The sequence below is a fragment of the Azospirillum tabaci genome (assembly GCF_014596085.1).
GTDB classification, from domain to species: Bacteria; Pseudomonadota; Alphaproteobacteria; order Azospirillales; family Azospirillaceae; genus Azospirillum; species Azospirillum tabaci.
Genome location: NZ_JACCJY010000005.1, coordinates 1 through 14,875 on the forward strand (window position 1 = coordinate 1; position 14,875 = coordinate 14,875).

The window sequence follows — 14,875 nt, forward strand, 5'->3', positions numbered from 1 at the left end:
CTCCCGCGCGTCGCGCTCCGCCACCGCCGGGCGCGGGGCGGAGGCGAAGGCGCGCGAGGCCCAGGCCGCCGCCCGCCGCGCCGCCGGTCAGGCCCGCGGCGGGGGGGCGGGCTACGGGGTTCACCGCTTCCCCAACGGCGACGTCTACGAGGGGGCATGGAACCGCGGACTGGGAAACTTCTCCCTTCAGGGCACGATTAGCCGGAACGGCGTCGGCGTCTACCGCTTCGCCAATGGTCAGGTCTATGAGGGGGAGTGGAAGGACGATCAAATGTCCGGCTACGGCGTTCTGGGCTTCCCGTCCGGCGACCGGTTCGAGGGGACCTTCGTGAACGCCGTGCCGAACGGGCCGGGTGTCTACCGCTTCGCCAACGGCGATTCCTACGCGGGCGAGGTCCGCCAGGGCCGCGTGGACGGCCATGGCGAACTGGCCTTCTCCAACGGCGAGCGGTTCAGCGGCGTCGTGGTGGACCGGCTTCCGGCGGGGCCGGGCGAGTTGTCGATGCGCGGCGGCACCCGCCATGTCGGGCAGTTCCGCGGCGGCATCCAGGACGGTCCGGGAGCGGCCATCGACGCCGCCGGCGCGATGCAGCCCGGCATCTGGCGCGGCGCGACGTTGCTGAGCCGTTGAATTCCCTTGGACTCATAGCCCTCTCCCTTCCGGGGAGAGGGTGCCCGCGAAGCAGGCGGTGAGGGTGTTACGCTTAGCGGAATGTTCGATGCAAGGGCAACCCCCTCACCCTAACCTTCTCCCCAGAGGGGAGAGGGGACTTCATAGGCAATGAGCCTGTCGGGAGAGGGAACGCGTCTTTCCGTTTCGGCTGATATGCTCCACATTGGAACGGATTGCGGCTCGCCCTCCGGCCGCGCATGCGAGGACCGGCCTGGATGGACACGCTGACCGACCCGAAGAAGACCGCTTCCGCATCAAAGCCGGCCAAGTCTGCCCCAGCCAAGCCGGCTAAGCCCGCAAAGGTCACCCGCGACCCGGAGGGCACCCGCGCGCGCATCCTCGCCGCCGCGACGGAGGAGTTCGCGCGCTATGGGCTGGGCGGCGCGCGCGTGGAGCGGATTGCCGAGGTCGCCGGCACCAACAAGCGCATGCTCTACTACCATGTCGGCAACAAGGAGAGCCTGTATCTGGCCGTGCTGGAAGGCGCCTACGAACACATCCGCGCCACCGAACGCACGCTGAGCCTGGAGACTCTGGACCCGCCCGCGGCGATCGCCCGGCTGATCCACTTCACTTGGCGGTATTTCCTCGACCATCCCGAGTTCATGGCGCTGCTGAACATCGAGAACCTGCACCGGGCGGAGTTGCTGAAGACCTCCGACAAGGTGCACGCCATGCATTCGCCCTTCGTACAGATGATCGCCGACGTGCTGGCGCGCGGCGTCGCCACCGGGATCTTCCGGGCGGGGGTGGACCCGGTGCAGCTCTACATCTCCATCGCCGGGCAGTCCTACTTCTACCTGTCCAACGTCCACACTCTGTCGGTCATCTTCGGCCGCGACCTGCTGGCGGAGGAGGCCAAGGCGGAGCGGCTGGACCATATGGTGGACCTGATTCTGTCGTCGCTGCGGGCGTGAGCCAGCAGGCGGTTTCCTGCCGGCGGTTTCCTGCCAGTGGTTTCATCATGAATAATCCGCATACCTGACCATCCGTCCTACCCCTTTGGCAGGGTTGACCGCTTTGCCGCGCCGGGCTTACTTTTAACCAGCCGGTTAAAAGAGCGCCTCACGTCGGCGCCGCAACGACCGGGGGAGGAGGAGCGATGGCTGTCGATGCGGCGGCTCACGGGACTGCGTCCCGTGGCGGTCCCGCTTCGGGAACGGCGGCGCGACGGGGCGGGGCGGGTGCCACGCTGCTGCGTCTGCTCAATTCCGGCTGGTTCCGGCCGGTGCTGTTCCTGGTGGTCCTGACCGTCCTGTGGGACCTGTCGGTGCGGATCTTCGCGATCCCGCCCTATCTGATACCGAAACCGGGCGACGTGGCCTTGGCGCTCGCCGCGGACTGGGACCAGCTCCTGGCAGCGTCGGTGCCGACCACGCTGGCGACCTTGGGCGGTTTCGCCCTGTCGGTGCTGTTCGGCATTCCCATCGCCATGCTGATCGCCGGGTCGAAGACGGTGGAATCCTACGTCTACCCGCTGCTGGTCTTCTCGCAGTCGATCCCGAAGGTCGCCATCGCGCCGCTGTTCGTGGTGTGGTTCGGCTTCGGGTTGCTGCCCAAGGTGATTTCCGCCTTCCTACTGGCTTTCTTCCCCATCGTCGTGTCGGCGGTGCAGGGCTTCAAGTCGGTGGACGGCGACATGATGGACCTCGCCAAGTCCATGAAGGCCACGCGCCTTCAGACCTTCCGCATGGTCAGCCTGCCGCACGCCCTGCCGGCCATCTTCGCCGGCCTGAAGGTGTCGATCACGCTGGCCGTGGTGGGTGCGGTGGTGGGCGAGTTCGTCGGGGCGAATTCCGGCATCGGCTTCGTCCTGCAACGCTCGATCGGCAATTTCGAACTTCCCCTGATGTTCGCGGCCCTGGTGGTGCTGGCGCTGATCGGGGTGGTGCTTTTCTGGGTCATCGACGTGATCGAACGGCTCGCCATCCCTTGGCACGCGAGCCAACGCCACAACTTCACCGCGACGTCGTAACGCCGAAAAAAACAACAGCGACGCCGGACACCCTTCGGCCGGACAATCTTTGGGAGGAGACGAGATGAAACGGACGCTCTTCGCGGCGCTCTGCGCCCTCACCGCCACGACGCTTCCGGCCCAGGCCGCGGACAAGGTCGTGCTGATGCTGAACTGGTACGTGTATGGCGAGCACGCCCCCTTCTACTACGGCAAGGACAAGGGCCTGTACGAGGCCGAGGGCATCGACCTGGAGATCCAGGAGGGCCGCGGGTCGGCGGTGACGACCCAGGCGGTGGCCGCGAAGACCGTCGATTTCGGCTACGTCGACGTGCCGACCATGATAAAGGCGGCGGTGAAGGGCGCCCCGGTCACCTCGCCCGGCGTGCTGCTCCAGACCAGCCCGATGTCGGCCATGGGCTTCACCGACAAGAACATCCGCAAGCCGGAGGACATCAAGGGCAAGACCGTCGCCATGACGCCGGGCGACAGCATGTCCCAGATCTGGCCGCTGTTCCTGAAGAAGACCGGCCTGAAGGAGAGTGACTTCCGCGTCGTGTCGGGCGACGCCCAGACCAAGCTGAACGCCGTCATCAACGGGCAGGCGGATCTGCTGCTGGGCTACGTCATGGACCAGAGCATGAAGATCAAGGACGCCACCGGCAAGTCGGTGACGCCGATCCGCTTCGCCGACTACGGCGTCAACATGGTCTCCTCCGGCATCATCGCCCACACCGACACGCTGAAGGACAAGCCGGACCTCGTGAAGCGCTTCATGGCCGCGACGACCAAGGCGGTCGAAGGGGCGGAGAAGAACCCGAAGGAGGCCGTGGCCGCCATCCTCAAGGCCAACCCCAAGGGCGGCCAGGAAGCCACCCTGCTGGAGGGCTTCGAACTGACCACGCCGCTCTACCGCACGGCGGAGACCAAGGGGCAGCGGCCCTTCCGCGTCAGCGACGCCAACATGGCCGAGACCGTGGACCTGCTGGTCGAGTACGGCGGGCTGGACGCGGCGGCGAAGAAGAACCCGAAGGCCTTCTACACCCGCGACTTCCTCCCCGATCCCGCCGCGGCGGGCCAGTGAGGCCGGACGGACAGGAGAGCAGGGACATGGCTCAACCCCAGTTGAAAGTCGTCGGATCGGCCGAAACGGCCCGCCTGTCGCAGAAGACCCTGATCCAGATCGACGGCGTGACCAAGACCTACCGCACCCGCGACGGGGAGGTGCCGTCCCTGCGCCCGATAACCTTTGACGTGCGGGACGGCGAGTTCCTGGTGGTGGTCGGCCCGTCCGGCTGCGGCAAGTCCACGCTGCTGAAGCTGGTCGCCGGCCTGCTGCCGGTCAGCGAGGGCGCCATCACCATTGAAGGCACCACGGTGACCGAGCCGCACGACGACGTGGGGATCGTGTTCCAGAGCCCGGTGCTGCTCGCCTGGCGGACGGTGCTGCGCAACATCATGATGCCGGTGGAGGTCCGCGGACTGCCGCGCGACAAGTATCTGGAGCGCGCCCGCGCGCTGATCCGCATGACCGGGCTGGAGGGGTTCGAGAACAAATACCCCTGGCAGCTCTCCGGCGGCATGCAGCAGCGCGCCTCGCTGTGCCGGGCGCTGGTCCACGACCCGAAGATCCTGCTGATGGACGAGCCGTTCGGCGCGCTCGACGCCATGACGCGGGAGAAGATGAACGTCGAGCTGCAGCGCATCCAGCACGAGACGGGCAAGACGGTTCTGCTGATCACCCACTCGATCCCCGAGGCGGTGTTCCTGGCCGACCGGGTGATGGTGATGTCGGAGCGTCCTGGCGCCATCGCCGCGACCTACGAGGTGCCGCTGCCCCGCCCGCGCTCGTTGGACGTCATGGGGCACCCGGTCTTCATCGAGCTGACCCAGCGCATCCGGGCGCATTTCAACGCCCAAGGGCATCTGGACTGAGGGGGCGTGTGGTGATGGAAGAGTCTTGCCCCCTCCCTGACCCTCCCCCGCTCTCGGCGGACCAAAGGTCCGCCTGCCGCGTCAGCGCAAACCATAGGTTTGCGCGAGAGCTGCGCAGGGGAGGGGAATCAACGCCCTCCCCTGCGTCAGCGGGGGAGGGAAGGGGCCCGCGAAGCGGGAAGGGTGGGGGCAATGCACCCCTCCTCACCATCCGCGCCATCGACCTCTATGAACGCCCCGTCCGCTTCGTGAAGCCCTTCCGCTTCGGCAGCGTGACGGTGGAGGCGGCCCCCCAGGCCTTCGTCCGCGCCCTGGTCCATGTGGACGGCGTCGGCGAGGCGTGGGGCGGCACCGCCGAGATGATGATGCCGAAGTGGTTCGACAAACGCCCGGACCGCAGCCCGGACGAGACGGTGGACGGCCTGCGCCGCTCCCTGCGCCTCGCCCGCGACGCCTACCGGACGGACCGTGCCGACACCGCCTTCGGGCACCACGCAGCGGCCTATGAAATTCAGCGGGCCGCCTGCCGCGCCGCCGGGCTGCCCGACCTGACCGCAGCCTATGGGCCGGCGCTGATCGACAAGGCGGTGCTGGACGGGCTGCTGCGGGTTCTGGATACGGATGTCTTCACCGGCATGCGGTCCAACCGCACCGGGATCGACGCGCGGCTGACGCCGGATCTTGCGGGTTTCGACCTGGACGGCTTCCTCGCCGGGCTGGAGCCGCGGACGTCCGTGGCGCTCCGCCACACGGTCGGGCTGCTCGACGATCCGGAGGCCCTGCGCGTCCTGCTGGCGCGGGAGCGGCTGGGCCGCTTCAAGATCAAGCTGGGCGGCGATCCGTCCGCCGACCTCGCGCGCCTGGCGGCGATCGCCGGCGTGCTGGACGCGGTGGCGGGCGACTACCGCGCCACGCTGGACGGCAACGAGCAATACGCGGACGCCGCGGGCCTCGCCGCCTTCGTGGACGGGCTGGAGCGCGAGCCGGCGCTGGCGGGGTTCCGCGAGCGCCTGCTCTACATCGAACAGCCGGTGGCGCGGGAGCGCGCGCTGGAGGCGCCGCTGGGCGCGGTGGCCGGGCGCATCCCCTTCATCATCGACGAGTCCGACGACGGCTACGACGCCTTTCCGCGCGCCCGCGCCGCCGGCTATAGCGGCGTGTCGTCCAAGTCCTGCAAGGGGCTCTACAAGGCCGTCCTGAACCGGGCGCGCTGCGCCGCCTGGGGCGCGCCGCACTTCATCGCCGCGGAGGACCTGACCTGTCAGGCCGGGCTGGCGGTGCAGCAGGACACGGCTCTGGTCGCGCTGCTCGGCATCGCCGACGCCGAGCGCAACGGCCACCAGTACGGAAACGGCTTCGACGGAGCGCCGGAGGCCGACGCCTTCCTCGACGCGCATCCCGGCTTCTACACCCGGCAAGACGGCATCGTCCGCCTCGCCACGGCGGGCGGCAGCCTGCCGACCGAAACCCTGGCCGTCCCCGGCTTCGCCAGCGCGGCGCAGCCCCGGTGGGACCGCCTGTCCCCTCTGCAAAACGAATAATCCCCTAGGGAGTCCCCGACATGAGCACGAAGCGCCTTGGTATCATCATGCATGGCGTGACCGGCCGCATGGGCATGAACCAGCACCTGATCCGGTCGATCCTCGCCATCCGGGCGCAAGGCGGCGTCACGCTGTCCGACGGGTCCCGCGTCATGCCGGACCCCATCCTGGTCGGGCGCAACGCCGAGAAGATCCGCGAGCTGGCCCAGCGCCACGGGGTGGAGCGCTGGACCGACAATCTGGACGCGGCCCTGGCGAACCCCGACGACACGATCTTCTTCGACGCCGGCACCACCCAGATGCGCCCGACGCTGCTGGAGGCGGCGATCCGCGCCGGCAAGCACGTCTATTGCGAGAAGCCCATCGCCACCAACCTGGAGGAGGCGCTGCGCGTCGTCCGGCTGGCCGAGGAGGCCGGGGTGAAGAACGGCACCGTGCAGGACAAGCTGTTCCTGCCCGGCCTGCAGAAGCTGAAGATGCTGCGCGACAGCGGCTTCTTCGGAAAGATCCTCTCGGTGCGCGGCGAGTTCGGCTACTGGGTGTTCGAGGGCGACTGGCAGCCGGCGCAGCGGCCCTCCTGGAACTACCGGGAGGAGGACGGCGGCGGCATCATCCTCGACATGGTCTGCCACTGGCGCTACGTGCTCGACAACCTGTTCGGTCAGGTGAAGAGCGTCTCCTGCCTCGGCGCCATCCACATCCCGGAGCGCTGGGACGAGCAGGGCAAGCGCTATCAGGCCACCGCCGACGACGCGGCCTACGCCACCTTCGAGCTGGAGGGCGGCGTCATCGCCCACATCAACTCCTCCTGGGCGACGCGCGTCTACCGCGACGATCTGGTGACCTTCCAGGTGGACGGCACCCACGGCTCGGCCGTCGCGGGCTTGAGCGACTGCGTGATCCAGCCGCGCCAGGGCACGCCGCGCCCGGTGTGGAACCCGGACCAGAAGCAGACCATGGACTTCTACGCGACGTGGCAGCCGGTGCCCGACAACCAGCCGACCGACAACGGCTTCAAGACGCAGTGGGAATCCTTCATCCGCCACGTCGTCGAGGACGCCCCCTTCAACCACGGCCTGATCGAGGGCGCCAAGGGCGTGCAGCTCGTCGAGGCCGCGCTGAAGAGCTGGAAGGAGCGCCGCTGGGTCGACGTTCCCTCGCTGACCGCCTGACCGGAGGGCCTTGTCCATGGCACTGACCATCAAGCTGCCGCGCGCCGACCGCTCGCTGGAAAGCTACGAGGTCGCTCCGGCGCGGGGCTTCCCCGCCCACACCGACCGGCCCTTGAACCGCGTGGCCTATGCTGCCGCCCACATGGTGGCCGACCCGTTGGCCGACAACGACCCCTGGCTGACCCCGGCCATCGACTGGGACCGCACCATCGCCTTCCGCGAGCATCTGTGGGACCTGGGTTTCGGCGTGGCCGAGGCGATGGACACCGCGCAGCGCGGCATGGGGCTGGACTGGAACGCCTCGCTGGAACTGATCCGGCGCTCCCTGACCGCGGCGAAGGCGCGCGGCAACGCGCTAATCGCCTGCGGGGCGGGCACCGACCATCTGGCGCCGGAGGATGCCCGCTCGCTCGACGACGTGATCCGCGCCTACGAGACGCAGGTATCCGCGGTCGAGGATCTCGGCGGGCGGGTGATCCTGATGGCGTCGCGCGCCTTGGCCCGCGTGGCGAAAGGGCCGGACGACTATGTCCGCGTCTACGGCCGCATCCTCTCCCAGGTGCGCAGCCCGGTGATCATCCACTGGCTGGGCGACATGTTCGACCCGGCGCTGGCCGGCTATTGGGGAACCAACGACTTCCCGGTGGCGCTCGACACTGCGGTCGGCATCATCAACGACTTCGCGGCCAAGGTGGACGGGGTGAAGATCTCCCTGCTCGACAAGGACAAGGAGATCGTCATGCGCCGCCGTCTGGCCCCCGGCGTGCGCATGTACACCGGCGACGACTTCAACTACGCGGAGCTGATCGCCGGCGACGCGGAGGGCCATTCCGACGCGCTGCTGGGCATCTTCGACGCCATCGCCCCGGCGGCGGCGGCGGCACTCGCCGAGTTGGCGGCGGGCGAGGAGGGGCGCTTCCACGAGATTCTGGAGCCGACCGTCCCGCTGTCCCGCCACATCTTCAAGGCGCCGACCCGCTTCTACAAGACCGGTGTGGTCTTCATGGCCTACCTAAACGGCCACCAGGACCATTTCACGATGATCGGCGGGCAGGAGGGCACGCGCTCCACCCTGCATCTGGCTGAGATTTTCCGGCTGGCCGACAAGGCCGGGCTGCTGCGCGACCCGGACGAGGCGGTGTGGCGCATGGCCGACATCCTGGCCGTCCGCGGCATCGAGGCGGTGTGAGGTAAGGGTTAACTCCCTCTCCCGCCTCGGGAGAGGGAAGGGGCCCGCGCGATGCGCGGGAAGGGTGAGGGTGCCGCCAAGGATCAGCGCCTCGATCCTCGCGCGACCCTCACCCACCCGCTGCGCGGGCACCCTCTCCCGGGGCGGGAGAGGGCATTTCGAAATGAGGACCACGATCATGCGCGACTTCTCCGGCGATCATCGCTGGCTGTCCATCAACACGGCCACGGTGCGCAAGCAGGGCGACCTTCTGCAGATCTTCGACGCCTGCGCCCGCCAGGGCATCCGCGCCGTCTCCCCCTGGCGGGACCAGGTGGCCGCGGTGGGGCTGGACCGCGCCGTGCGGGCCGTGAAGGACCTGGGGCTGGAGCTGTCCGGCTATTGCCGCGGCGGCATGTTCCCCGCCGATCCCGACCGCCGGGCGGAGGTGCGCGACGACAACCGCCGCGCGGTGGACGAGGCGGCGGCGCTGGGCGCCCCCTGCCTCGTTCTGGTCGTCGGCGGACTGCCACAATTCTCCCGCCCCGGCTCCCCGCCGTCCAAGGACATCGCGCTGGCCCGCGCCCAGGTCGAGGACGGCATCGCCGAACTGCTGGAGCACGCCCGCGGTGCCGGGATGCCGCTCGCCATCGAGCCGCTGCACCCGATGTACGCCGCCGACCGCGCCTGCGTGAACACGATGCGCCACGCGCTCGACCTCTGCGACCGGCTGGACCCGCAGGGAACCGGAGCGCTGGGCGTGGCGTTGGACGTCTACCATGTCTGGTGGGACCCGGAACTGGAGGCGCAGATCCGCCGGGCGGGCCGAAATCGCCTGTGTGCCTTTCATGTGTGCGATTGGCTGGTGCCGACCGCCGACCTGCTGGAGGATCGCGGCATGATGGGCGATGGAATGATTGATATACCGATGATCCGTGGTTGGGTGGAGGCCGTTGGATTCCAAGGCTATTCCGAGGTCGAAATATTCTCGCGCCGCTGGTGGGCACGACCTTTGGATGAGGTGCTGTCGGTCTGTGTCGAACGGCATCGGTCTTCGGTGTGAGGCGGCGCCTAAAAACCAGTCAATCCAGCGGAAATGAGCAAAATTTGAGCATTAAGCGGAGACGTGCATAATTCGTAAGCGAATACTGGGCCGTAAAGCGCCGCGGATTCCTTGAGTTGGCCCACGGCCGGCACGTCGTGGCATCACATTTGCGAAGGGTACCCCCGTGACGCCTGAGGCGGGCGTCAGACCAAAGAACGGGGGGTATTCACAATGTTGAAGACGGGGTTCCAGTCGGGCTTCAAGACCGGTCGCACCCTTGCGGCGGCCGCGGGTCTTGCCGTCACGTTCGCCGCGGGCTTCGCCGCCCCGGCGTCGGCCCAGGACACCATCAAGGTCGGCATCCTCCATTCCCTGTCGGGCACCATGGCGATCAGCGAGACCACGCTGAAGGACGTCATGCTGATGCTCATCGAAGAGCAGAACAAGAAGGGCGGCGTTCTCGGCAAGAAGCTGGAGCCGGTCGTCGTCGATCCCGCCTCCAACTGGCCCCTGTTCGCCGAGAAGGCGCGCGAGCTGATCAGCAAGGACAAGGTGGCCGCGGTGTTCGGCTGCTGGACCTCGGTCAGCCGCAAGTCCGTCCTGCCGGTGTTCGAGGAGCTGAACAGCGTCCTGTTCTACCCGGTGCAGTATGAGGGCGAGGAGTCCTCGCGCAACGTCTTCTACACCGGCGCCGCCCCGAACCAGCAGGCCATCCCCGCCGTCGACTATCTGGCGGAGAAGGAAGGCGTGCAGCGCTGGGTGCTGGCCGGCACCGACTACGTCTACCCGCGCACGACCAACAAGATCCTGGAAACCTATCTGAAGTCCAAGGGCGTGAAGTCCGAGGACATCATGATCAACTACACCCCGTTCGGCCATGCCGACTGGCAGAACATCGTCGCCGACATCAAGAAGTTCGGCTCGGCCGGCAAGAAGACCGCCGTCGTCTCGACCATCAACGGCGACGCCAACGTCCCCTTCTACAAGGAGCTGGGCAACCAGGGCGTCAAGGCGCAGGACATCCCCGTCGTCGCCTTCTCCGTGGGTGAGGAGGAACTGGCCGGCATCGACACCAAGCCGCTGGTCGGGCATCTCGCCGCCTGGAACTACTTCATGTCGGTGGACACGGCGGAGAACAGCGACTTCATCAAGAAGTGGCAGGCATTCACCAAAAACGACAAGCGCGTCACCAACGACCCGATGGAAGCCCACTACATCGGCTTCAACATGTGGGTGAAGGCGGTCGAGAAGGCCGGCACCGTCGACAGCAACGCGGTCATCGACAGCCTCGTCGGCGTGTCGGTCCCGAACCTGACGGGCGGCTATTCGGCGATGCTGCCGAACCACCACATCACCAAGCCGGTTCTGATCGGCGAGGTGCAGGAGAACGGCCAGTTCGAAACCGTCTCCAAGACGCCGGGCCTCGTGGTCGGCGACGAGTGGTCGGACTTCCTGCCGGACAGCAAGGACCTGATCTCCGATTGGCGCGCCCCGCTGTCCTGCGGCAACTTCAACGTGAAGACCGGCAAGTGCGGTGGCAAGGGGTCGTGAGGACCGTCTGAACGCCTCTTGGTAACTGGCTGCGTGGTGCCCCCTCCCTAACCCTCCCCCGCTGTCGCAGGGGAGGGGACCATGCTCCCTCCCCTGCGAAGCGGGGGAGGGCCGGGGTGGGGGCAACGCCCTTTCCTTGATTGAAATAGCTTCCGACACATCACAGGAACCGCGATGCACCGCGCATTCTGCTGGCTGCTGGCCGCGTTTCTGGCGCTGGCCGCACCGTCCGCCTTCTCCGCCAATCTGGGCGCCGCCGATCTGGCACCGCTGGTCCGCGGCCTGGGCGCCGGCAGCTACGCCGACACCGAAAAGGCCCTCGCCGGGCTGGCCGAGACGGGCGATCCCGCCGTCGTGCCGGTGATCGAGGCCCTCCAGGCCGGCGATTTGCACATCCGCAAGGCGGACGGTGCCGTGGTCGTCGCCAAGCGCGCCGGGAACGGCTATGCCCTGACCGACCCGCTGACCGGCGCTGCGCTGGGCGAGGCGGACCGCAACGCGGTCGAGAAGATCCGCATCAACAACGCCCTGCGCCGCACGATCAGCGCGACGCTCGGTGCGCTCACCCTGATGAGCCCCGACGCCAACACGCGCCGGCAGGCCGCCGAGGCGGTGTTCAAGAGCCGCGACGCCAACGCGCTGGACGCACTGAACATGGCGCTGGCCAAGGAAACCGACGAGCGCGTGCGCCGCGCGATGACCCAGGCGCGGGCCTCCGTCCTGCTGGCCGGGGACGCTTCCGACGCCGACAAGATCGCCGCCGTCGATGTGCTGAAGGAACGCGGCGACCAGGACGCGCTGGCCCTGCTGAACGGCACCGCCAACAGCGTCTCCAACGGGGGCAGCGACGCGGTGAAGGATGCCGCCACGAAGGCCATCGCGTCGGTCGAGCAGCGGCTCGCCCTGTGGGGTGCGGCGCAAAATCTGTGGTATGGCCTGTCGCTCGGTTCGGTGCTGCTGCTGGCGGCGATCGGGCTGGCCGTCACCTTCGGCGTCATGGGCGTCATCAACATGGCGCATGGCGAGATGGTGATGATCGGCGCCTACGCCACCTTCCTGGTCCAGGAGGCTTTCCGCCAGTGGGCGCCCGGCCTGTTCGACTTCTCCATCCTGGTGGCTCTGCCCGTCGCCTTCCTCGTCTCCGGCGCGGTCGGCGTCGCCATCGAACGCAGCGTGATCCGCTGGCTCTATGGGCGTCCGCTGGAAACGCTGCTGGCGACCTGGGGCCTGTCGCTGGCGCTCCAGCAGGCGGTGCGCTCCATTTTCGGGCCGACGAACCGCGAGGTCGGCGCCCCGTCCTGGATGTCCGGCGCTTTCGAACTCGGCGGGTTGACCATCACCTACGGGCGGCTGTGGATCGTCGTCTTCGCCTTCCTCGTCTTCGGCGCGCTGCTGGTGGCGCTGCGCAAGACGTGGTTCGGGCTGAGCATCCGCGCCGTCACCCAGAACCGCAGCATGGCCAACGCCATGGGCATCCGCACCGCGCGGGTGGACGCGCTGACCTTCGGCCTCGGCTCCGGCATCGCCGGGCTGGCCGGGGTGGCGCTGAGCCAGATCGACAACGTCAGCCCCAACCTGGGCCAGGGCTACATCATCGACAGCTTCATGGTCGTGGTGTTCGGCGGCGTCGGCAACCTGTGGGGCACGCTGGTCGGCGCGCTGGCGCTCGGCGGCGTCAACAAGTTCCTGGAGCCCTACGCGGGCGCGGTGCTGGGCAAGATCCTGGTGCTGATCTTCATCATCCTGTTCATCCAACGGCGTCCGCGCGGCCTGTTCGCGCTGAAGGGCCGGGCGGTGGAGGCCTGATCCGATGCTGACCCGTTTCTTCCTGATGGGCCTGGACAAGAAGGCCGGCGTGCTGCTGACCGTCCTGGCGGTTCTGGCCGTGGCGGTGCCGGTCATGGCGCTGGGCACCGCCCCGGACTCGCCCTGGCACCTCTCCACCCACACGGTGGCGCTGCTCGGCAAGTATCTGTGCTTCGCCTTGCTGGCGCTGTCGCTCGACCTCGTCTGGGGCTTCGTCGGCATCCTGTCACTGGGGCACGCCGCCTTCTTCACGCTCGGCGGCTACGCCATGGGCATGTATCTGATGCGGCAGATCGGCTCGCGCGGCGTCTACGGCAACGCCGACCTGCCGGACTTCATGGTCTTCCTGAACTGGACGGAACTGCCCTGGTACTGGCATGGCTTCGACCAGTTCTGGTTCGCCGCGATCATGGTGATGGTGGTGCCGGGCCTGCTCGCCTTCGCCTTCGGCTGGTTCGCCTTCCGCTCGCGCGTCACCGGCGTCTATCTGTCGATCATCACGCAGGCGCTGACCTTCGCGCTGATGCTGGCCTTCTTCCGCAACGACATGGGCTTCGGCGGCAACAACGGCCTGACCGACTTCAAGGAGATCCTGGGTTTCGACATCCAGGCCGCCTCGACCCGCGTCGGGCTGTTCGTGGCGACGGTGGTGGCGCTGGCGATCGGCTACATCCTGGCCTCGGCCGTGGTGGCGTCCAAGCTGGGCAAGGTGCTGATCGCCGTTCGCGACGCGGAGAGCCGGGTGCGCTTCCTGGGCTACGAGACCGACCGCTACAAGCTGTTCGCCTGGACGCTGTCGGCCTGCATGGCCGGCGTGGCGGGCGCGCTCTACGTGCCGCAGGTCGGCATCATCAACCCGTCGGAGTTCTCCCCCGCCAGCAGCATCGAGGCGGTGATCTGGGTCGCCGTCGGCGGGCGCGGCACGCTGGCCGGGCCGGTGCTGGGCGCGGTGCTGGTGAATTTCGGCAAGAGCTACTTCACGGCGGCGCTGCCGGAGCTGTGGCTGTTCGCGCTGGGCGGTCTGTTCGTCCTGGTCACCCTGTTCCTGCCCAAGGGCATCCTGGGTCTGGCGGCGCAACTCCGCGAGCGGCTGCCGGCGCGCGCCACGGTCACCGCCAAGCCGGCGGACCAGAAGGGAGTCTGAGAGAGATGAGCGCGCAAGACACCCTGCTGTATCTGGACGGCGTGTCGGTCAGCTTCGACGGGTTCCGGGCGCTGAACAGCCTGTCGCTGGTCATCGAGCCGGGCGAGATGCGGGCGATCATCGGGCCGAACGGCGCCGGCAAGACGACCATGATGGACGTCATCACCGGCAAGACCCGCCCCGACACCGGCACCATCCTGTTCGAGGGCCGCACCGACCTGACCAGCCTGCGCGAGCCGGCCATCGCCAACCTGGGCATCGGCCGCAAGTTCCAGCGCCCCACCGTGTTCGAGATGCACACGGTCTGGGACAATCTGGAACTGTCGCTGAAGGCGCCGCGCCGCCCGCTGAAGACGCTGACCTATTCGGCCACCAAGGAGGACCGGGCGCGGATCGAGGAGATCCTCGACATCACCCGCCTGTCGCCGCGGCGCGACCGCCCGGCGGGCAGCCTGTCGCACGGCGAGAAGCAGTGGCTGGAGATCGGCATGCTGTTGGCCCAGGACCCGAAGCTTCTGCTGGTCGACGAGCCGGTGGCCGGCATGACCGACGCGGAGACGGAACAGACCGCCCATCTGCTGAAGGACATCGCCGGCAAGCATTCGGTGATCGTCGTGGAGCACGACATGGTCTTCGTCCGCGAACTGGGCGTGAAGGTCACGGTGCTTCACGAGGGCTCTGTCCTGGCCGAAGGCTCGCTGGATTCGGTAAGCGCCAACAAGCAGGTCATCGACGTCTATCTGGGCCGGTGACCGCCAACGACAATCCCTCTCCCGTCCCGGGAGAGGGTGCCCGCGCAGCGGGAGGGTGAGGGTCGTGCAAGGATCAAGGCACTGTTTCTTGCCGACACCCTCACCCTCCCATGCTGCGCATGGGTCCCTCCCTC

13 protein-coding genes are annotated in these 14,875 nt (G+C 68.0%); all 13 read left to right on the forward strand.

Annotated elements, in window-relative coordinates; all coding sequences use genetic code 11:
• On the forward strand, positions 1-631 hold a 631-nt coding region (locus H0B54_RS08085; RefSeq protein WP_425490022.1), incomplete at its 5' end, for an MORN repeat-containing protein.
• 257 nt (positions 632-888) lie between these two features.
• A complete protein-coding gene (locus H0B54_RS08090; protein ID WP_188259920.1) occupies positions 889-1,590 on the forward strand; it encodes a TetR/AcrR family transcriptional regulator in 702 nt (233 codons plus the stop codon).
• 185 nt (positions 1,591-1,775) lie between these two features.
• Complete coding sequence (locus H0B54_RS08095; protein WP_211109262.1) at positions 1,776-2,648, forward strand: ABC transporter permease; 873 nt, start codon at positions 1,776-1,778, stop codon at positions 2,646-2,648.
• A gap of 64 nt (positions 2,649-2,712) precedes the next feature.
• On the forward strand, positions 2,713-3,711 hold the full coding sequence (locus H0B54_RS08100) for an ABC transporter substrate-binding protein (RefSeq protein WP_188259921.1): 999 nt from the start codon (positions 2,713-2,715) through the stop codon (positions 3,709-3,711).
• A 26-nt stretch (positions 3,712-3,737) separates the two neighbouring features.
• Positions 3,738-4,562: an ABC transporter ATP-binding protein gene (locus H0B54_RS08105; protein WP_014241100.1), complete on the forward strand. Its 825-nt coding sequence runs from the start codon at positions 3,738-3,740 to the stop codon at positions 4,560-4,562.
• A 248-nt stretch (positions 4,563-4,810) separates the two neighbouring features.
• Positions 4,811-6,103 (forward strand): enolase-like domain-containing protein, encoded by a 1,293-nt coding sequence (locus H0B54_RS08110; RefSeq protein WP_188259922.1) that lies wholly within the window; start codon positions 4,811-4,813, stop codon positions 6,101-6,103.
• Positions 6,104-6,123: 20 nt separating this feature from the next.
• On the forward strand, positions 6,124-7,275 hold the full coding sequence (locus tag H0B54_RS08115) for a Gfo/Idh/MocA family protein (protein WP_035675142.1): 1,152 nt from the start codon (positions 6,124-6,126) through the stop codon (positions 7,273-7,275).
• Positions 7,276-7,291: 16 nt separating this feature from the next.
• Positions 7,292-8,464, forward strand: a complete 1,173-nt coding sequence (locus H0B54_RS08120) for a dihydrodipicolinate synthase family protein (protein WP_188259923.1) — start codon at positions 7,292-7,294, stop codon at positions 8,462-8,464.
• Between the two features lie 163 nt (positions 8,465-8,627).
• Positions 8,628-9,506 carry a sugar phosphate isomerase/epimerase family protein gene (locus tag H0B54_RS08125; RefSeq protein ID WP_246472408.1) on the forward strand — a complete coding sequence of 293 codons (879 nt, stop codon included), beginning with the start codon at positions 8,628-8,630 and terminating at the stop codon, positions 9,504-9,506.
• Between the two features lie 213 nt (positions 9,507-9,719).
• Positions 9,720-11,039 (forward strand): urea ABC transporter substrate-binding protein, encoded by a 1,320-nt coding sequence (urtA, locus tag H0B54_RS08130; RefSeq protein WP_188259924.1) that lies wholly within the window; start codon positions 9,720-9,722, stop codon positions 11,037-11,039.
• Positions 11,040-11,213: 174 nt separating this feature from the next.
• Positions 11,214-12,845, forward strand: a complete 1,632-nt coding sequence (gene urtB / locus H0B54_RS08135; protein ID WP_188259925.1) for an urea ABC transporter permease subunit UrtB — start codon at positions 11,214-11,216, stop codon at positions 12,843-12,845.
• Positions 12,846-12,849: 4 nt separating this feature from the next.
• Complete coding sequence (gene urtC, locus H0B54_RS08140; protein ID WP_188259926.1) at positions 12,850-13,989, forward strand: urea ABC transporter permease subunit UrtC; 1,140 nt, start codon at positions 12,850-12,852, stop codon at positions 13,987-13,989.
• A gap of 5 nt (positions 13,990-13,994) precedes the next feature.
• Positions 13,995-14,741: an urea ABC transporter ATP-binding protein UrtD gene (gene urtD, locus H0B54_RS08145; RefSeq protein WP_188259927.1), complete on the forward strand. Its 747-nt coding sequence runs from the start codon at positions 13,995-13,997 to the stop codon at positions 14,739-14,741.
• Positions 14,742-14,875 lie beyond the last annotated feature (134 nt).

Coding starts and splice junctions, on each gene's coding strand:
- H0B54_RS08090 (WP_188259920.1), top strand. CDS start 889: ATGGACACGCTGACCGACCCGAAGAAGACCGCTTCCGCATCAAAGCCG.
- H0B54_RS08095 (WP_211109262.1), top strand. CDS start 1,776: ATGGCTGTCGATGCGGCGGCTCACGGGACTGCGTCCCGTGGCGGTCCC.
- H0B54_RS08100 (WP_188259921.1), top strand. CDS start 2,713: ATGAAACGGACGCTCTTCGCGGCGCTCTGCGCCCTCACCGCCACGACG.
- H0B54_RS08105 (WP_014241100.1), top strand. CDS start 3,738: ATGGCTCAACCCCAGTTGAAAGTCGTCGGATCGGCCGAAACGGCCCGC.
- H0B54_RS08115 (WP_035675142.1), top strand. CDS start 6,124: ATGAGCACGAAGCGCCTTGGTATCATCATGCATGGCGTGACCGGCCGC.
- H0B54_RS08120 (WP_188259923.1), top strand. CDS start 7,292: ATGGCACTGACCATCAAGCTGCCGCGCGCCGACCGCTCGCTGGAAAGC.
- H0B54_RS08125 (WP_246472408.1), top strand. CDS start 8,628: ATGAGGACCACGATCATGCGCGACTTCTCCGGCGATCATCGCTGGCTG.
- urtA (WP_188259924.1), top strand. CDS start 9,720: ATGTTGAAGACGGGGTTCCAGTCGGGCTTCAAGACCGGTCGCACCCTT.
- urtB (WP_188259925.1), top strand. CDS start 11,214: ATGCACCGCGCATTCTGCTGGCTGCTGGCCGCGTTTCTGGCGCTGGCC.
- urtC (WP_188259926.1), top strand. CDS start 12,850: ATGCTGACCCGTTTCTTCCTGATGGGCCTGGACAAGAAGGCCGGCGTG.
- urtD (WP_188259927.1), top strand. CDS start 13,995: ATGAGCGCGCAAGACACCCTGCTGTATCTGGACGGCGTGTCGGTCAGC.